16 protein-coding genes and 1 riboswitch are annotated in these 17156 nt (G+C 72.0%); of the genes, 4 read left to right on the forward strand and 12 right to left on the reverse strand.

The features are described from left to right. Nucleotides 1–6: 6 nt before the first annotated feature. Together ACQ0O7_RS09290 and ACQ0O7_RS09295 are read right to left on the reverse strand one after the other, a co-directional pair. Complete coding sequence (locus ACQ0O7_RS09290; RefSeq protein ID WP_430781436.1) at nucleotides 7–981, reverse strand: UbiA family prenyltransferase; 975 nt, start codon at nucleotides 979–981, stop codon at nucleotides 7–9. Continuing rightward, nucleotides 975–1913 (reverse strand): polyprenyl synthetase family protein, encoded by a 939-nt coding sequence (locus ACQ0O7_RS09295; RefSeq protein WP_430781437.1) that lies wholly within the window; start codon nucleotides 1911–1913, stop codon nucleotides 975–977. The genes ACQ0O7_RS09290 and ACQ0O7_RS09295 overlap by 7 nt, the downstream gene beginning before the upstream one ends. A 386-nt stretch (nucleotides 1914–2299) precedes the next feature. On the opposite strand from ACQ0O7_RS09295, the gene ACQ0O7_RS09300 reads away from it, so the two are divergent. Further along, nucleotides 2300–6223 carry an amino acid adenylation domain-containing protein gene (locus ACQ0O7_RS09300; RefSeq protein WP_430781438.1) on the forward strand — a complete coding sequence of 1308 codons (3924 nt, stop codon included), beginning with the start codon at nucleotides 2300–2302 and terminating at the stop codon, nucleotides 6221–6223. Here ACQ0O7_RS09300 and ACQ0O7_RS09305 read toward each other — a convergent pair. After that, nucleotides 6218–7372 carry a glycosyltransferase gene (locus tag ACQ0O7_RS09305; RefSeq protein ID WP_430781439.1) on the reverse strand — a complete coding sequence of 385 codons (1155 nt, stop codon included), beginning with the start codon at nucleotides 7370–7372 and terminating at the stop codon, nucleotides 6218–6220. The genes ACQ0O7_RS09300 and ACQ0O7_RS09305 overlap by 6 nt on opposite strands. 6 nt (nucleotides 7373–7378) lie before the next feature. Further along, nucleotides 7379–8443, reverse strand: a complete 1065-nt coding sequence (locus ACQ0O7_RS09310; RefSeq protein WP_430781440.1) for a methyltransferase — start codon at nucleotides 8441–8443, stop codon at nucleotides 7379–7381. Between the two features lie 135 nt (nucleotides 8444–8578). On the opposite strand from ACQ0O7_RS09310, the gene ACQ0O7_RS09315 reads away from it, so the two are divergent. Continuing rightward, nucleotides 8579–9448: a TauD/TfdA dioxygenase family protein gene (locus tag ACQ0O7_RS09315; RefSeq protein WP_430781442.1), complete on the forward strand. Its 870-nt coding sequence runs from the start codon at nucleotides 8579–8581 to the stop codon at nucleotides 9446–9448. Nucleotides 9449–9451: 3 nt separating this feature from the next. Then, complete coding sequence (locus ACQ0O7_RS09320; protein WP_430781444.1) at nucleotides 9452–10633, forward strand: glycosyltransferase; 1182 nt, start codon at nucleotides 9452–9454, stop codon at nucleotides 10631–10633. On the opposite strand, the gene ACQ0O7_RS09325 is transcribed toward ACQ0O7_RS09320, so the two are convergent. The 8 genes from ACQ0O7_RS09325 to ACQ0O7_RS09360 form a co-directional block, all read right to left on the reverse strand. Continuing rightward, entirely contained in the window at nucleotides 10623–11825 is a 1203-nt protein-coding gene (locus tag ACQ0O7_RS09325) for a cytochrome P450 (RefSeq protein WP_430781445.1), read from the reverse strand. The two genes, ACQ0O7_RS09320 and ACQ0O7_RS09325, sit on opposite strands and share 11 nt — an antisense overlap. Before the next feature lie 78 nt (nucleotides 11826–11903). Continuing rightward, entirely contained in the window at nucleotides 11904–12395 is a 492-nt protein-coding gene (locus ACQ0O7_RS09330; RefSeq protein ID WP_430781446.1) for a hypothetical protein, read from the reverse strand. A gap of 626 nt (nucleotides 12396–13021) precedes the next feature. Next, nucleotides 13022–13384: an iron chaperone gene (locus tag ACQ0O7_RS09335; protein WP_430781447.1), complete on the reverse strand. Its 363-nt coding sequence runs from the start codon at nucleotides 13382–13384 to the stop codon at nucleotides 13022–13024. Then, nucleotides 13377–14042 (reverse strand): SRPBCC domain-containing protein, encoded by a 666-nt coding sequence (locus ACQ0O7_RS09340; protein ID WP_430781449.1) that lies wholly within the window; start codon nucleotides 14040–14042, stop codon nucleotides 13377–13379. The genes ACQ0O7_RS09335 and ACQ0O7_RS09340 overlap by 8 nt, the downstream gene beginning before the upstream one ends. Then, on the reverse strand, nucleotides 14039–14377 hold the full coding sequence (locus tag ACQ0O7_RS09345; RefSeq protein ID WP_430781450.1) for an ArsR/SmtB family transcription factor: 339 nt from the start codon (nucleotides 14375–14377) through the stop codon (nucleotides 14039–14041). Before ACQ0O7_RS09345 ends, ACQ0O7_RS09340 begins: the two co-directional genes overlap by 4 nt. Nucleotides 14378–14397: 20 nt before the next feature. Further along, complete coding sequence (locus ACQ0O7_RS09350) at nucleotides 14398–15015, reverse strand: hypothetical protein (RefSeq protein ID WP_430781451.1); 618 nt, start codon at nucleotides 15013–15015, stop codon at nucleotides 14398–14400. A 28-nt stretch (nucleotides 15016–15043) separates the two neighbouring features. Beyond that, nucleotides 15044–15511: a ribonuclease E activity regulator RraA gene (gene rraA, locus ACQ0O7_RS09355; RefSeq protein WP_430781452.1), complete on the reverse strand. Its 468-nt coding sequence runs from the start codon at nucleotides 15509–15511 to the stop codon at nucleotides 15044–15046. A gap of 67 nt (nucleotides 15512–15578) precedes the next feature. Beyond that, complete coding sequence (locus ACQ0O7_RS09360) at nucleotides 15579–16232, reverse strand: GntR family transcriptional regulator (RefSeq protein ID WP_430781453.1); 654 nt, start codon at nucleotides 16230–16232, stop codon at nucleotides 15579–15581. 348 nt (nucleotides 16233–16580) lie between these two features. After that, a riboswitch (guanidine-III (ykkC-III) riboswitch) is annotated at nucleotides 16581–16647 on the forward strand. A gap of 10 nt (nucleotides 16648–16657) precedes the next feature. Between ACQ0O7_RS09360 and ACQ0O7_RS09365 the strand changes: the two genes are divergently transcribed. Next, a complete protein-coding gene (locus ACQ0O7_RS09365) occupies nucleotides 16658–16972 on the forward strand; it encodes a DMT family transporter (protein ID WP_430781454.1) in 315 nt (104 codons plus the stop codon). Nucleotides 16973–17156: the final 184 nt, after the last annotated feature.

The raw sequence follows: 17156 nt of genomic DNA on the forward strand, positions 1-17156 counted from the left end.
GAGGTGCTATCGGTGCGCGGGCTCGGGTGCCCGGGTCCCGAACTCGTATCCGCTGCGCATGACGCCCTGGGTCCACCAGGTGACGATCAGCAGGGGGATGGCCAGGACGAGTGCCGGGACGATGCCCGTGCCGAGCGCGACGACGGTGGCGGCGAACCAGACCCGTTCCAGCACCAGGATCGCGTGGGCGCGCAGGGCGGCGGCGGGGCTCAGGCCGGGTGTGCCGCGGCCGATGACGGCGAAGGCCGCCGTGCCGGCCAGGGCGGTCAGGGCCAGTCCGGCGAGGAAGGCGAGCCGGCGTGGTCCGGGGTCGGCGGCCAGGCCGGCGGCGAGGGCCGCGGCGAGGGTGACGGTGTAGAGGGTGAGGGCGAGGGCGAAGGTGGCCCGGATGCCGAACCGCACCGGCACCGTACGGTAGCCGCCGGCCCGGTCGCCGTCGACGTCGCGCATCGTGCCGACCAGGTTGGACGCGGTGTCGTGGGCCCAGAACGCCGCCGCGAGCAGGGCCAGCGGCCAGCCGGTGAGGGATCCGCCGAGGGCGGCGCCGTAGAGCAGGGTGAGCGCGCCCAGCAGTCCGCGGACCAGGTTTCCGGCGATGCCCCGGGCTTTCAGGACGTAGCCGTAGGAGATGATCGCGGCCGCGGCGGCGACCGCGACGGCCAGGGTGCGCCAGCCACCGGCGATCGACAGCAGCACCACCGCGGTCAGGCAGACGATGCCGCAGGTCAGGGCGGTGCGGGCGGGCAGCATGCCGGACGGGATGGGCCGGTGCGGTTTGGCGATGGCGTCGAGGTCGCGGTCGAACCAGTCGCTGAGGTAGTGCCCGCCGATCCAGCCGACGGTCGGCGCGGCCCACGCGGCGGCGAGCCGCCACCATTCGCCGGTGCCGGTCAGCCCGGCGCCGGCGAGGCCGACCAGGCCGATGTACCAGAGGGTGTACGGCCGCCAGGTGCGCAGGTGGGCCAGCAGGGTGTTCACCATCGGCGGGCCGTGGCCCAGCCCGGCACCGCGGCGAGGACGTCGGTGCTGGCGGACGGGGGCAGTACGGCCAGCCGCTCGTGGGCCCGGCGGGCGTAGTCGGCGGCCAGGGCGTAGGAGCGGTCCAGTGCCCGGGTGCCGTGGACCGCGTCGGTGACCAGCGCGACGGTGGCCTCGTCGGCTGTCTTGTCCTGGAGCGCGCCGGTCAGTGCGGCCCGGCCGTCGGGTGTGCTGGCCGCCCAGGCCAGCAGTAGCGGCAGGGTGGCCCGGCCGTTGCTGAGGTCGCTGGTGGTGGACTTGCCGATCAGGTCCGGGCGCTCGGTGTAGGAGAGCAGGTCGTCGCGGATCTGGAAGGCGATGCCGAGTTGTTCGCCGTAGTCGGCCAGTGCCGCGGTGGTGGCCGGGTCCGCTCCGCCGAGTGCGGCGCCGACCTGGCAGGCGGCGCGGAACAGCGCTCCGGTCTTGAGCCGGGCGACCTCCAGATAGGGTTCGGCGCCGACGGTGAGGTCACCGGTGAGCCGGGATTCCAGCGATTGGCCGCGGCAGAGTGCGGCGCCGGCCTCGGCGAGCGCGGTGACGGCGGTGACGATGCCGGCGGCCGGCAACCCGGAGTCCCGGCAGGCGGTGATGGCGGCGAACGCGTCGAAGATGAGCTGGTCCCCGGCGATGATGGCGTTGGGGGTGCCGTAGGCGGCGGGCACCGATGGCCGGCCGCGGCGGACGTCGTCGTTGTCGATGATGTCGTCGTGGACCAGGGTGGCGACGTGCACGTACTCCAGGGCGAGGGCGGCCGGGAGCACCGTCTGCGGGTCGCCGCCGACCGCTGTCGCGCAGTGCAGCGTCATGATCGGCCGGATCATCTTGCCGGCGGGCAGGAGCGCGTAGCGCAGAATCGCGTCCGGTTCGTCCGGGGTGACCGGTCGGCGGCGTTCCATCTCCTGATGCAGAAGCTGCCAGGAACTGCTCGCGGTGAGGGTTTCCATGAAATCGCGGGAATCAGGTCCGGCAACGATTGACATTGCGTTTTTCCGATCGCGGAGGCGCTATTTGGAAATGGCTATTCACATTGCCTGCGGTCAGTTATCAGCACGCTACACCGGGTTAAGGTCCACTGTAAAGGGTGAGCCGGGGCCAGGTCCGCCCATCGACCGGGCATTGCCGGAGCGACCTGCGAACCTTCCTGCGAGATCCACTGTGGAACCTGTTTTTGCAAGCGTGTTACGTCGACTGCCAGGCTTGACGCGGCGGGCCTTCGGTGCTCAGTATCGTGCGGCGACGGCCGTGCGGGTGGCGACTGCCGCGCACTCGAGGTGGGAGAAACATGTCCCGAGACTGGCGGCCTCTGGCCGCGACGCAGTCCGGCATCTGGTTCGGCCAGCAGCTGGATCCGGGAAATCCCGCATTCAGTGTGGCGGGCTACCTGGAGATCAGCGGCGACATGCGGGCGGATCTGTTCGCGGGCGCCGTTCACCGCTCTCTGGCGGCGACCGAGGCGGCGTGCCTGGAGTTTCGCGAGGCAGATGGAACACCATTTCAGCGAATAGCCGAAGATGCCCGATATTCATTTGTCGAGGTGGATTTAGCGGAGTTTCCGGACGCGCTTTCGCGGGCGCACGCGTGGATGCGGGCACGCCTGGACGAACCGGTCCGGATGCACGGCGACCCGCTGGTGAGCGCCGCACTGATCACCGTCTCCCCCACCCGGCACCTGTTCTACCTGCGTCTGCACCACGTCGCCCTGGACGGCTTCGCCTACCAGCTCGTCGCCGCCCGGGTGCTGGAGACCTACGCGGCCGCGGTCGAACGGCGGGACCCGCCGGACGGCACCATCGGCTCGCTGCGGCGGTACTGGTCCGAACAGGACGCCTACCGGGCCGGGCCGGCCTACGCCGACGACCGCGCGTACTGGCAGAGCCGCCTCGCCGGCATCCCGCAGGCCGTCACGCTGGCCCGCACACCCGGCCCGGCCCGCCCGGCACACCGGGTGCTGCGCCGCCGCACCGAACCCGGACCGGGCGAGATGGCCCGGCTGCGGGCCGCCGTCACCCCGGCCGCGTGGGCCGCCACCGTCGTCGCGGTCACCGCCGTCTACCTGCACCGGATGACCGGCGCCACCGACGTGATCCTGGGCGTGCCGGTCGCCGGCCGATGGGGCCGGACCGCCAAGATCACCCCGGGGATGATGATGACCGTCCTGCCGGTACGCCTGCACGTCACGCCGGGCACCGTCTTCGCCGACCTCGTGCACCAGGCCGGCCAGGAGCTCCGGCAGGTGCTGCGCCACCAGCGGTTCGCCCTGGAGGAGGTGCGTGCCGAGCTCCCGGCCGGGCACCGCGTCTTCGGGCCGTCGGTCAACGTCATGCCGTTCACGTACCGTGCCACGGCGGCCGGCCTGACCGTGGAGGGCCGCGCGCTGGAGTCCGGGCCGATCGACGATCTGTCGCTGGAACTGCGCGGCGACCTGGACGGGGTGCTGCGCATCGACGTCACCGCCAACCCGGACCGGTACACCGCCGACGAGGTCGAAGCACACCAGCAGCGGCTGATCCGCCTGCTGCTGGAACTCAGCGAGGCCCCGCGGACCCCGGCCGGGCAGGCCTCGCTGCTCAGCCCCGCCGAACTCCGGCAGGTACTGGCGGACTGGAACGACACCCGGCATCCGGTACCCGACGATGTCCTGCCCGCGCTGCTCGCCGCCCAGGCCGCGGCCACCCCGCACGCCGTGGCACTGGTCACCGAGGACGGCGAGGTCACCTACGCCGACCTGGACGCGCGGGCGAACCGGCTGGCCCGGGAACTGATCGCCCGCGGCGCCGGGCCCGGCCGGCTGGTCGCCGTCGCCCTGCACCGCTCGGCCGCGCAGGTCGCCGCACTGCTCGCGGTGCTCAAGTCCGGCGCCGCCTACCTGCCGATCGACGACTCCTATCCCCCGGTGCGCGTCGCGTTCGTGCTCGCCGACGCCACGCCGGCCCTGCTGGTCACCGACCGGCTGCGCTACACCGATCTGCCCGGCGGGCCCACCGCGCTGATCCTGGACGACCCGGAAACGGCCGCCGCGCTCGCCCAGCGGTCCGGCGGCCCGGTCACCGACGCCGAACGCGCCCGCCCGCTGCGGCCCGGCGACCCGGTCTACGTGCTCTACACCTCCGGCTCCACCGGCCGGCCCAAGGGCGTGTCACTGCCGCACCGCGCACTGGTCAACCACCTGGCCTGGATGAGCGGGCGCTTCGGGCTGGACCGGCACGACCGGGTGCTGCTGAAGACCGCGGCCACCTTCGACGTGTCGGTCTGGGAGTACTTCTGGCCGCTGCTGCACGGTGCCACCGTCGTCGTCGCCCGGCCGGGCGGTCACCGTGACCCGGCCTACCTGGCCGCGCTGATCACCCGGGAACGGGTGAGCACCGCCGGGTTCGTGCCGTCGATGCTGCGGGAGTTCCTCGACGAGCCCGCCGCGAAAGGCTGCACCACGATCCGCCGTACGCTGTGCATCGGCGAGGTGCTGCCGGCCGACCTGGCCGCCCGGTACACCCGTGTGCTCGGCCCCGGGCTGCACAACCTGTACGGCCCGACCGAGGTCGCCGTGGCGGTCACCGGCTTCGACTGCGACCAGCCGTACGACCCGGCCGAAGGTGTGCCGATCGGGCGTCCCGGCTGGAACACCCGCTGCTACGTGCTCGACGCGTCGGGCCGGCCCGTCCCGCCCGGCAGCCCCGGCGAGCTCTACCTGGCCGGCAGTCAGGTCGCGGACGGCTACCTCAACCGTCCGGGGCTGACCGCCACGGCGTTCCCGGCCGATCCGTTCGGCGCGCCGGGCGACCGGATGTACCGCACCGGGGACCGGGCCCGGCAACTGTCCGACGGCACCCTGCTGTTCCTCGGCCGTACCGACGACCAGGTCAAGATCCGCGGCAACCGGATCGAACCGGGCGAGATCGAGGCCGCGCTGACCGGGCATCCGGCGATCGGGCAGGCGGTGGTCGTGGCCCGGCCGGACCACGACGGCGAACCGCGACTGGTCGCCTACCTCGTGCCCGCCCCGGACACCGCCGTGCCGGACCAGCCGGTGCTGCGCGCCCACCTGGAGGCCCGGCTGCCCGCGGCGACGATCCCGGCGACGATCATGACCCTGGACGCCCTGCCGCTCACCGGCAGCGGCAAAGTGGACCGGGCCGCGCTACCGGACCCCGGCCTCGGCGCCGCACCGGCCGGGCGGGTGCCCCGCGACCAGGTCGAGGTGGTGCTCTGCGGCCTGGTCGAGGAGGTGCTGCAGGTGCCGCGGGCCGGCATCGACGACGACTTCTTCGACCTCGGCGGCCACTCCCTGCACGCCGCCCGGCTGGCCAGCCGGATCCGGGCCGTGCTCGGCGCGGAACTGGACCTGCGGACGGTCTTCGAACATCCCACCGTGGCGCGGCTCGCCGCCCGGCTGGAATCCGCCCCGGCCGGGGTCGGCGGGGCACTGGACACGGTGCTGCCGCTGCGTACCGGCGGAACCGGGGTGCCGCTTTTCTGCCTGCCGCCGGTCACCGGGCTGAGCTGGTGCTACTCGGTGCTGCTGCGGCACATCGACCCGGGCCATCCGGTGTACGGGCTACAGGCTCGGGGCATCGCCGAGCCGGGCACCCCGCTGGGCACGATGGAGCAGATGGCGGCCGAGCACGCCGACGCGATCTGCGCGGCCCACCCGAACGGCCCGTACCATCTGCTCGGCTGGTCGTTCGGGGGGCTGCTGGCGTACGCGACAGCCGCCGAACTGTCCCGGCGGGGACGCACGGTGGAGATGGTGGCACTGCTCGACTCGTACCCGAGTGATCCACTGCTGCACACCGAGGAGCACCGCCGGGTGATGCTCGACGTGGTGCTCACCGACTTCGGCTACGACCCGGCGATGCTCGACGGGCAGCCGCTGGCCGACGCGCACGTGGCCGGGCTGCTGAAGGCGGCCGGTGGCGCGCTGGCCGACTGGAGCACCGAGCGGATCGAGGCGCTGATCCGGGTCACCGGGCATCAGCTGCGGGCGGCCCGTGCCTACCGGCCCGGCCCGTACGACGGTGATCTGCTCTTCTTCACCGCCGTGCAGAGCGTGCCGATCAATCTGCAGACCATCGACTACTGGCGGCCGCACGTGCGGGGCCGGATCATCAACCACGAGGTCGACGCGCGGCACGAGCACATGCTGCGCCCGCACGTGGTGGCCGAGATCGGCCCGGTGGTGGCCGGTTACCGGCGGACCGGCGGCCTATAACCGGGCCAGGTCGGCCACCAGCGCGTCCAGGCCCGGGTCGGCGAGCATCCGGCGTTGCATGGCCCCCGCCCGCCACCGGTACGCCGGGTCGGCCAGCACCGTCGCGCACGCGCCGGCGATCTCACCAGCGGTGGCCGTGTCCGCGGGCAGCCGCAGCCCGAGCCCCAGCTCGGCGCACCGGCCGGCGTTGCCGGGCTGGTCGGCCAGCAACGGCAACGCCACCATCGGCACACCGGCGGCGATCGCCTCGCCCACCGCGCCGAACCCGGCGTGTGTGACGAACAGGTCCGCGGTGGCCAGCAGCGCGCGCTGGGCGATGAACGGCATGACGTGCACCGAGCCGGGCGGCTCGGGCAGCAGGGCGGCCAGTTCCGGCCGGCCGCCGAGCGACAGCACCGCCGTGCAGCCGAGCCGGCCCAGGGCGGCGACCAGGGTGGGCAGCAGCGCGTCCACACCGGGCAGGCTGAGCATCAGCGAGCCGAGGCTGACCACCACCAGCGGCCGGTCGCCGGGCAGCGCGGCACAGCAGGCGTCGACCCGGGACACCGGCGGTGACAGCCGGTACGAGCGGGCCCGCGCCGTACGCAGGTCCGCCGGATACCACTGCTGCGGCACCAGGCCCGCGTGCAGGTGCCCCCGCACCGGGCCGGGTGTCGTCGCGAGCAGGTCGGCCACGACCGGGAGGTCCCGGGCCGCCATCGGTGCGATGTCCAGCAGCGCGTGCGGGATGCCGAGCCGTTGCGCCGCCAGGTAGCCGCCGTATTCGGCCGGTTCACGCACGACGACGTCCGGCTTCCACCGGCCGGCCAGGTCGATCAGGTCGGCTGCCGCCCGGTCGGCCATCGGGCCCGCGTACGCCCGCGCGATCTGCTCCCAGACTCCCGGCAGCACCGTGCGGGTGCCGGGGGCGAACACCTCCCGCGGCATGCCGAACGCGTCACCCAGCGCCGGGTCGGCACGCAGCGACTCCTGATCCGGCAGGTGCGGCAGGACCAGGTGCGGCACGTCGTGCGCGGCCAGCAGCCCGGACATCGACGCCGCCGTGGCCACCGCGGCCTGGTGTCCGGCCTCGATCGCGGCCCGGGCCAGCGGGATCACCGCCGGGACGAGATGCGAGTAGATCGGCTGGGCGGTCAGCAGCAGGCGCACGGGGTGTCAGGCGCCGGCCGGTACGCATTCGATGAGCACCAGCCCGTCCCGGCCGTGCAGCACCGTGGCGACGCCGAGACCCGCGGCGGCGGCCAGCCCGCGGAAGTCGTCGAGGCCGCGCTCGCGGCCACCGACGGTCACCAGCATCTGCAGGTCGAACGGGGCGAGGTGGGGCACGTGCGGCTCGGTGGGCAGCACCTCGACGATCAGCACCCGGCCACCGGTCCCGGCCGCCGCCGCGCATCGGCGCAGAATGGTGGTGGCGTCCGCGTCGGACCAGTCGGTCAGCGCCCGCGACACCACGTAGACGTCGCCGCCGGGTGGCAGCGGCGCGAAGAAGTCGCCGGTGACGGCGGTGGCCCGGTCGGCGAGCCCGGCGTCGGCGAGCCGGCCGGTGACAGCGGCGGCGGCGATCGGGCGGTCGACGAACGTGCCGCGCAGATGCGGGTGGGTGGTCAGCACCCGGATCAGCAGCTCCCCGCTGCCGCCGCCGACGTCGAACACGTGCTCGGCCGTCGTCCAGTCGTAGAGCGCGGCGACCTGCGGCGCGGTCAGGTGCTGCTGGCTGAGCATCAGCGCGTCGAAATAGGCGCGCAGCTGCGGTCGGGCGTCCAGTTCGGCCCAGTAGTCACGGCCGTGGACCGTCTCGTAGGCCGGTTTGCCGGTGCGGATCGAGTGCGGCAGCCCGGCGTAGGCCAGGTCCATCCGGGCGCCGAGCCCGTCCAGGTCGAGCCAGCCGCGCTGCCCGCCGGGGCCGTGGTCGCGCAGCTGCTCGCCGATGTCGGTGAGGGCGAAGACACCCGGTGCCGGTTCGGTCAGCACGTCGCGGTGCGCCAGGTAGCGCAGCAGCCGGCCGAGCGCGTCGGAGTCGGCCCCGGCGGCGGTGGCCAGCTCGTCGAGGCCGGTGATCCCGGAGGCGATCAGATCCGGGATCCGCAGTGTCGCGAGGGTCCGGACGGCGAACGGGGTGGCCAGGTCGGTGAGTCGGCCGAGCCGCGCGATCGGCGACTCGATGATCGGCGGCTCAATGATCGGCGACTCAGGGGTGGTGATCGGTCGATCGGCGCTCATCGCATCGATGCTTTCAGTGTCCACGTAGGTCAGTCAAGGTCGACTTCCCCACGTCATCGTGCCCTTGCGGACTACCGCCGCGGGTCTGCAATACTCCTTCGGCAGGACACCAGCAGCCCCTTCTGGAGGGCCTTGATGACGGTTTCTGCCAGCACCCTCTTCGATGTTCAGCCGGTCACCGGTGCGCTCGGCGCCCGGGTGCACGGCGTGGACCTGGAAAACCTCACCGACGAGGGTTTCGCCGAACTGCACCGGCTACTGCTCGAGAACCTGGTCATCTTCCTGCCCGGCCAGACCGGCCTGTCACCGCGGGCACACATCGGTTTCGCGGCCCGGCTGGGCCAGGTCGAGCTGCACCCCTACCTGCCCCGGCTGGACGGCCACCCGGAGATCGTGGTGATCGACTCCGAGGCCGGCGGCAAGGTCGACGTCTGGCACACCGACATGACCTTCCACGAGCACCCGCCACTCGCCTCGATCCTGCAGATCGTCGAGTGCCCGCCGAGCGGCGGCGACACCATCTGGACGAACCAGTACCTGGCGTACGAGCAACTCTCCGCCCCGCTGCGGGACCTCCTCGACGGGCTCACCGCCGTGCACATGATCCGGATCGGCACCGAGTTCAGCAGCCGGGCCGAACACCCGGTGGTCCGTGTGCACCCGGAGACCGGCCGCCGCTCGCTGTACGTCAACCGGCTGTTCACCTCGCACATCCCGCAGCTGACCCGCACCGAGAGCGACGCCCTGCTGGACCTGCTGTTCAGCTTCGCCGAGCAACCCCAGTTCATGTGCCGGTACGCCTGGAGCGAGGGCGACATCGCCGTCTGGGACAACCGGGTGACCATGCACTACGCGGTCAACGACTACGACCGGCCGCGGCGGGGCCAGCGGGTGACGGTGCTGGCCGACACCCCGTCCGGCAATCCGCCGCGCTGGCCGCACTACCAGGCGCCGCCCGGACAGCGGTATTGGCCGGCCCGGGTGAACGCCGTCGAGAACTACTGACGGATGGCCCTGTTCCTGTTCGTGGTGCACGGCACCGACGGTGACGTGCACCCGGTGGTCCGGATCGGTCACGCGCTCCACGCCCGGGGCCACCGGGCCGTGGTGCTCACCCACGAGTACTACCGCCCGGCTGTCACCGGCGCGGGCCTGGAGTTCGTGCCGGTCGACACGGTCGCCGAGTACGAGGCCCACCTGGCCGACGCCGCCCGCCAGCACCACTCCACGGACATCCTCGACTTCCGGCACCACTACCACCGGACCGGGCTCTTCACCCAGCTGCGGTTCGAGGTGGCCGAGCTGATCCGGCGGCACGAACCGGAGGACACCGTCCTGGTCGGCACGGCGCTGGCCGTGCACTCGGTGCTGATCGCCGCCGAAGCCCTGCGCGCACCGGCCGTCTGCCTGTTCCACTCCCCCTGGCAGGTCGGCCACCTGCCGAGGGTCGGCTGGCTGTACGAACAGGTGCTCGCCGACCGGATCGCCACCGCCCGCGCCGATGTCGGCCTGCCACCGGTCGGGGACTGGACGCGGTGGATGTGGTCCGCGGACCGCCATGTCGGTCTCTGGCCCGGCTGGTTCGATCACGCCACCCGGCCCGCCCCGGAGCATGTCCGGCTCGCCGGGTTCGTCCTGGCCGACGGCGCCGTCACCGGTGAACTCCCACCCGGCCTGCTCGACGGCCCGGCACCGCTGCTGGTCACCGGCGGCACCGGCCGGCTGCTCGACCGGGACTACTACGACCGGCTGGTGGCCGCGCTCGCCGACGTCGGCCGTCCCGCCCTGCTCGTGGCCCGGCACCGCGATCTGGTGCCCGGCACCCTGCCGCCCGGTGTCCGCTGGTTCCCGCGACTGCCGTTCCCGCGGGTGGCGCCGCACGCCGCGGCGGTGGTCCACCACGGCGGGATCGGCACGACCGCGCGGGCCATGGCCGCCGGGGCGCGGCAGGTGGTCCTCGCCGACGGGCTGGACCGGCCGGACAACGCGGCCCGGCTCGCCGCCCTGGACCGGGCCCGATGGCTGCCCCGGGAGCAGTGGACGGCGACGGGCATCGCCGCCACCATCACCGAGGTGCTGTCGCTGCCGGCGCCCGGCCCGGCCGACGTCACCGACGGCGCCGCCACCGCCGCCGCGCTGATCGAGTCCGCGCTGCCCGCCGGCCGGTCGGCGGGCCGGCTCACCACGTGAGCGGGAACTCCCGGATACCGCAGTTGATCCGCTCCTGACGCCACGGCAACCGGTCGATCGGCACCGCCGAGTCCAGGCCCGGAAAACGCCGCAGCAGCGTACCGATCGCGATCTCCAACTCGAGGCGGCCGAGCGCCGCACCGAGGCAGAAATGCGGGCCATGCCCGAAGGTCAAATGCGGATTGTGTACGCGGGTGATGTCGAAGACGCCCGGCTCCGGGAAGAACTCGCCATGCCGGTTGGCCGCCCACGGCAGGGCCATCACCGCGTCACCGGCCCGGATCAGCTCGCCGCCGAGTGCCACGTCCGCCAGCGCCGTCTGCACCAGGAACATGCTGCTCACCGACGTGTAGCGGAGGATCTCCTCGACCGCGCCGGGCAGCAGTGCCGGGTCCGCCCGCAACTTGGCCAACTGCTCCGGGTGCAGGAACAGCGCGCGCATGCCCGCACTTATCGAATTGATCTCGCGGCCGCCGATCAGCACCCCGAGGCACAGTCCGATGATCTCCTCGTCGGTGAGGGTGGCCGTCTGCTGCTCGGCCAGCCAGGCGGAGATCAGATCGTCGCCGGGGTCGGCCCGTTTGACCTCCAGCCGCCCGGCCAGATAGTCCCGCAGCTCGGCCACCGCCCGGGCCGAGTCCGGATTGCCGTACGCGGTGATCGAATTGATCTCGGCGATCCACGCGTCGAACCGCCCACGATCGGCGGCCGGCACACCGAGCACCTCGTAGATCACCAGGGCCGGCAGCGGTGCGACGAACCCGGAGATCAGGTCGGCGCCCGGCCCGGTCGCCGCCATCGCCTCGACCAGCTCGTCGGCGATCTGCTGCACCCTCGGCCGGTACGACTCGATCCGCCGTGCGGTGAAGGCCCGGGACGCGAGCCGCCGCAACGACGTGTGGTCCGTCCCGTTCATGCTCAGCTCCCGGGTGCGGCCGGTGACCGGGCAGGCGGCCGCACCCTCGGGCGTCTCCCCGGACGCCTTCTCCGGCGGCGGGGTGCCCCGCACGAACCGCGCGTCGGAGAGGACCACCTGCACCTCGGGAAAGCCGAGCACCAGCCAGGCCACCCGCCCGTCCGGCAGCACGACCCGGCTGACCGGCCGGTGCTCGACCATGTCGAGCAGCTCGTCGGGAAGCTCGCCCTGGAAGACCTCGAAGGGATAGGACCGGGGTTGCTGATCGATGCCCATCGGCTCCCGCCAGTACGCGACGCGGCCGGGCGATCACCCGGCTCCGGAACGTCCACAGTATACGGACCGGCGGGTCTTTCAGGCTCGCGCCGGCAGCCCGGTGTCACCGGGTCCCGGATGCGTGGTGAGCCCGGTCAGGCGCTGCCGGGCCGAGCGCAGGCCGGCGTTCGCGGCGGCGAGCAGGCGCGCGTACATCACACAACCAAGGTCGGGGCTCTCCGCGAACAGGTTGAGCAGGCCGGCCGCCCGGAACTCCAAGGCGTGGAACCGCTCACCGACCAGACCGCCGAACTCCCAGCGGTACGGCGGGATCAGCGCCGCCAGCCCGACGATCTCCGCGCAGCGGTCCACCTCGACATAGCCGCGGCCGGGCACGTACAAATCGAGCCGGATGTGCCCGGTGTAGACCATCCACAGCCGGTCGGCCGGGGCGTCGGCCCGGAACAGCCGGTGCCCGGGATCGTGCTCGACCGGCCAGGCGTGCCGGGCCAGCTGCCGCAGCCAGTCACCGGGCAGATCGGCGACGCGCGGGTGCAGGGCGAGAATGTCGAACGCCGACAGAGAATCCATGGCCGCCTCACCACGTCGGGACAACCGTTCCTGTCACGGTAAGGCCCGACCCGCGCCGTCCGGCAGGGCTGGAGTACCCGAAATCCCGTCAGCCGACAACGAACGACGAGGCTGCCGCCAATCGAACTGTCGATCGACGGCAGCCCCGCGGTGTCGCCCGGCTGATCGCTGGGGTTGTCACCGGTGAACTGAGGAGAGCCAGAAACGGGCAGTCCACCAACCGGCATCGCGGGAGCCTCCTCCCGGCACGGCGCCCCCGCGACATGGCAACGGATCGACGATGGCGGCGCTGGCCTCTTCGCCGCACATGGGACTGCCAGGAGACGACTCTGAGGCGGAAACGGCGGTCAGATGGTCCCCGTCCTGTGTGGTCGAGCCGTTTCGTGATCGCGGCGCCCGCGCGGCCTGGCCGCTGACCAGGCACCGTTGGTGATTATCTGGGCGACGGTCGCGAGCGTGGGCCGGCGTTCACGGGTGGACCGGGAAGTTCGCGCGGAAGACGCCGTGCGGGTCGTGGGCCCGCTTGATGTCCTGCAGCCGGGTGACCACCTCCGGGGTGAAGACGTCGGTCGCCGATTCGGACGGGCCGAGGAAGGTGTACGGCTTGCGGCCGGTGAGCTGCCGGGCTACTTGCGGTCGATGTCGATCTGGTGGGCGTGGTAGCGGACGAGGTCCTCGATCAGGTCGCCGGGGAGCGGGTTCTCCAGGGTGAACTGGATGCTGTGCTCCGTCGTCCGGTAGCTCGTCAGCCGGTCCCTGAACTCCTCGATCGCCCAGGACGACGGGTAGAAGCTCATGTGCTTCTTGGACGCGGTGAAGTAGACCAGTGCCCGGCCCTTGTACTTCAGTGTGGGCATGCGGTAGCTGACGACTTCTTCGACGCCGGGGACGAGTTGAGTCACGAGTGTTCGAATCCGGGCCAGTTCTGCCCGGAAATCTGGGTTGACCCCGTCCAGGTACTCATCGATGCTCGCCGCGGTCTTACCCATGGTCTCGGTCCTTTCGGATGGCTGAGTGTGCGGTCGCCGCAGTCCCGATGGCCGCGTGCGCCGCCAGGTAGAAGGCTGACGTCCGCCGGGCTCGCGCATCGGCGACGGTGCCCGGCGTTCCCTGGTCCCGGTCGACGACGCCCCAGGCGTTCGCCACCCGGCGGGTGAGTTCCCGACCATTCGGCGTACGCGCGAACCGCTCCCTCTCCTCGGGGGCGCATCGGGGGTCGCCGGCGAGGTGCGGCGCGAGAGCACGCAGCCACGCCTCCCAGCCGACACCGGTCGCCGCTGGGCCGTAGGTCTCCCAGTGGTCGCCGGGCGGGCAGTGGTGGGTCACGCGGAGCATGGTCCGCCCCCCGGCCGGGATGAGGTCGACGTCGACGTAGCTGATGTCGCCCTGGTACTCCCAGGTGATCGCCAGGCGCCGGGCTGGTTCACATCGCCGGATGTCACCCTCCGTGCCGCTTCCGGTGAGCGTGTAGCGACTCCCGGAGACATGGACCGGCTCGAACCAGCGGGAGAGCCGCTGAGGGTCCGTGCACGCGTCCCACAGGTCGGCGGCGTCGGTGTCGAAGACGCGTTCCAGAACGACCTGATGCGACTCGCCCGTGGTGGCGATCTTGCGGATCACCCTGTTGATCTCGGCGGCGACATTCATGCGGCCCCGTCTCGTGCCGCGGGCTTTCCCCGGCGCACCTCGGCGTCCAGGGCCGACAGGGCACTGCTCCACAGCCCTCGGAACTGGCCGAGCCACGCGTCGACGTCCCGCAGGGCGCCGGGATCGAGGGAATACAGCCGCCGGGTGCCGTCCGGACGTGACCGCACGAGGCCGACCTCACGCAGTCGCCGCAGGTGGCGTGAGGTGGCCGGCTGGACGAGCCCGAACTCGGCGCCCATCACGTCGACGATCTCACCGGCGGGCACCTCACTGCCCGCGAGCAACTCCACGATGCGGCGGCGAACCGGATCGGCCAACACAGCGAGCGCTTCCACGTGCCCACTATATAACAGTCTCAGTTATATAGTGGGGACCCCGCCCAGATGGCTTTCAGGCCCTCGTCAGCGGCATAGAACAGGTGCTGCCGTAATTCCGGGGCGGATTCGAGCCGGCCCCGCACCCGCCAGGGCTGGGCAGACTCGACTGCCAGGAACGGTTGGGCGGCGAGCATGCTCCGGAGCTCCGCGACCGGCCAATCCGCACCCAGCAGCCTCCGAGCCCGCATCAGCAGCGCCACCCCGTCGGCCGGGATCTCGTCCACGTAGACGTCAGCGACCAGCGGCATGTCCGGCTCCGGCCCGGACGGCAGGGCGAAACCGGAACGCAGCCACTCCTCGAAGGTGGGCGCGACGACGTCGAGGTCCGCGGAGCCGAGAGCCCCCAGGTCAGCCGAGAGCACCGGGCCGCCGTCGCCGTCGCATCGGAGGAAGTATCCGCGGTCCCCGTCCTGGCCGATCATGAGATGACCCACGAGCCAAGCGCCGATGCCGTACGTCGTGTTGCGCTCCAGCAGGGATCCCCGGCCGAACACGGACAGTCCGGTGGAGTCGGCGGCGACATCGCCGGTGACCTCCGCCAGCCACCGCCGGTAGGCGGGATCCGCCCGGGAGACCAGTTGATCCACCGTGTCCACCGCCGGCTCCTTCCACGATTGCCGGTCGTCAGGCGGGCAGGACGACGATGCCGTCGTCGTCGCTGACCACCCGGGCTCCGGGGGTGAAGCGGCAACCGCCGAAGGACAGGGCGATGTCGCGGTGACCGGCGCCGGTCTTGGTGCTCTTGCGGGGGTTGGAGCCGAGAGCCTTGATGCCGACCGGGAGTTCGCGGAGGGCGGCGACGTCGCGGACCGCGCCGTTGATGATGACGCCGGACCAGCCGTTGTCGACGGCCAGCGCGCCGATGAGGTCGCCCATCAGTGCGGTGTGCACCGAGCCGCCGCCGTCGACGACCAGGACGCGGCCCTCGCCCGGCTCCTGGAGCACCGATTTGAGCAGGGCGTTGTCCTGGAAGCAGGAGACGGTGACGGCCGGGCCGGCGAAGGTGGCGACTCCCCCGTACTGGCGTAGTTGGGTGTCGCAGGATTCGAGCCGGTCGCCGTATTCGTCGTACAGGTCGGCGGTACTGGTCATTCGTTCTTCCTCTCAGGGTGGGACAGACCGCCGACGGCGGTGTGGACCAGGAGCGGGAGCGGCAAGCTCAAGGCGTGACATCCAGCCGGGAGGCGGCTTCGGCGCCGAGGCTGGTGTCGATGTGCCGGCGCATCACGGCGGCGGCGCCGGTGGCGTCCCGGTTGATCACACAGTCGAGCAGTTCCCGGTGTTCGGCGGCTTTCTGGTCGCGTTCGTCCTGGGTGCGTCCGGTCTCCAGGGCGAGGCGGCGGTAGCGGTCGGCCTTGTCCCAGAGCGCGTCGAGGGTGCTGATCAGGATCTCGTTGTGCGAGGCCGAAAAGATCGCGGTGTGGAAGCGGCGGTGGGCGACCAGGTCGGCGAAGCGGGGGCGGTGCCGCAGCGGTTGGAGGCCGTCGGCGGCCTCGCGCATCTCGCGGATGTCGGCGGTGCTGCGGCGTTCGGCGGCCAGGGCGGCGGCCAGCGGGTCCAGCGACATCCGGATCTCCAGCAGGTCGCGGGCCTCCTCGCCGGTGAGGCTGGTGACGCGGGCGTCGCGGTGGGCGTCGAGCTCGACCAGGCCCTCGGCTTTGAGCCGGCGCAGGGCCTCCCGCAGGGGTGTGGTGCTGAGCCCGATGGTCCGGGCGAGCTCCGCCTGGTTGAGCACGGCGCCGGGCTGGAACCCGCCGGACAGGATCATCTCCCGCAGCCGCCCGTAGGCGAAGTCGCCCTTCGTGGATTGCACGCCTATAACCTACATGAGCAGTTCACGCCGCTCAGAAGCGAAGACCAGCCCTGTCTCAGGATCCTGAGGAGCTCAGGTTATAACCTCGGCGATCTCCGGGAACGCATCGCGAACACGTCGGGCAGGATGACGGCGACCCGCTCGGCCGAGCATCCTGCTGCTCACCCTGGGCACCACCAACGCCTGCTGCCGCAGCTGATCCGGGAGGTTCCGGAGGGCGACACCGGACACACCCGCGAACCTTTCCGGCGGCGTACGTCGTAACGGCGCTGCCGTCACCCACCGCCAACCACGGAAGGTGTGACTTTCGAGACCCGGCGTGAGCGGTCGGGGTGTGAGAGAGTGGCTGCAGAGCCGTCCAGGACGGCTTCCGGACGAGGGGTGCCGTACCCGGCGAGCGACAAGACGGCCCGCTGGAGCCCGTCATGTACTGGATCGTTCTCATCACCTCCGGAGTCCTGGAGGCTGTCTGGGCCACCGCGCTCGGCAAGTCTCAGGGGTTCACCCGGCTCGCACCCACCGTGGTCTTCGGGATCGCCCTCGTCGCCAGCATGGCCGGACTCGCGTATGCCATGCGGGGCCTCCCGGTCGGCACCGCCTACGCGGTCTGGGTCGGCATCGGCGCCGTCCTCACCGTCGTCTACGCCATGACGACCGGGACCGAACCCGTCTCCACTCTGAAAATCGTCTTCCTGCTGATGATCATCGGCGGGGTCGTCGGGCTGAAAGCCGTCCACTGACGACACGCTCAGGCCGGGCGGTCTTTCCCGGCGCCCGGCCTGAGCGCCGCGACCATCCGGCCCGAGGGACGACTCCCGGGAACCACCTTGTACGGGACCGGCCCTCGCCGGCGTCTCCCCGGCGGACCAGCTCCGCGAGCTTGCCAGTCCGTGGTGAGCTCCCGCCACGCATGACTTTCGGTGC

It is taken from the genome of Actinoplanes sp. G11-F43, assembly GCF_050589265.1.
Taxonomy (GTDB): Bacteria; Actinomycetota; Actinomycetes; order Mycobacteriales; family Micromonosporaceae; genus Actinoplanes.

What these genes read in the sequence shown, in the direction of transcription:
- ACQ0O7_RS09290 (WP_430781436.1), bottom strand. Translation starts at nt 981, where the DNA reads ATGGTGAACACCCTGCTGGCCCACCTGCGCACCTGGCGGCCGTACACC.
- ACQ0O7_RS09295 (WP_430781437.1), bottom strand. Translation starts at nt 1,913, where the DNA reads ATGGAACGCCGCCGACCGGTCACCCCGGACGAACCGGACGCGATTCTG.
- ACQ0O7_RS09300 (WP_430781438.1), top strand. Translation starts at nt 2,300, where the DNA reads ATGTCCCGAGACTGGCGGCCTCTGGCCGCGACGCAGTCCGGCATCTGG.
- ACQ0O7_RS09310 (WP_430781440.1), bottom strand. Translation starts at nt 8,443, where the DNA reads ATGAGCGCCGATCGACCGATCACCACCCCTGAGTCGCCGATCATTGAG.
- ACQ0O7_RS09315 (WP_430781442.1), top strand. Translation starts at nt 8,579, where the DNA reads ATGACGGTTTCTGCCAGCACCCTCTTCGATGTTCAGCCGGTCACCGGT.
- ACQ0O7_RS09320 (WP_430781444.1), top strand. Translation starts at nt 9,452, where the DNA reads ATGGCCCTGTTCCTGTTCGTGGTGCACGGCACCGACGGTGACGTGCAC.
- ACQ0O7_RS09325 (WP_430781445.1), bottom strand. Translation starts at nt 11,825, where the DNA reads ATGGGCATCGATCAGCAACCCCGGTCCTATCCCTTCGAGGTCTTCCAG.
- ACQ0O7_RS09330 (WP_430781446.1), bottom strand. Translation starts at nt 12,395, where the DNA reads ATGGATTCTCTGTCGGCGTTCGACATTCTCGCCCTGCACCCGCGCGTC.
- ACQ0O7_RS09335 (WP_430781447.1), bottom strand. Translation starts at nt 13,384, where the DNA reads ATGGGTAAGACCGCGGCGAGCATCGATGAGTACCTGGACGGGGTCAAC.
- ACQ0O7_RS09340 (WP_430781449.1), bottom strand. Translation starts at nt 14,042, where the DNA reads ATGAATGTCGCCGCCGAGATCAACAGGGTGATCCGCAAGATCGCCACC.
- rraA (WP_430781452.1), bottom strand. Translation starts at nt 15,511, where the DNA reads ATGACCAGTACCGCCGACCTGTACGACGAATACGGCGACCGGCTCGAA.
- ACQ0O7_RS09365 (WP_430781454.1), top strand. Translation starts at nt 16,658, where the DNA reads ATGTACTGGATCGTTCTCATCACCTCCGGAGTCCTGGAGGCTGTCTGG.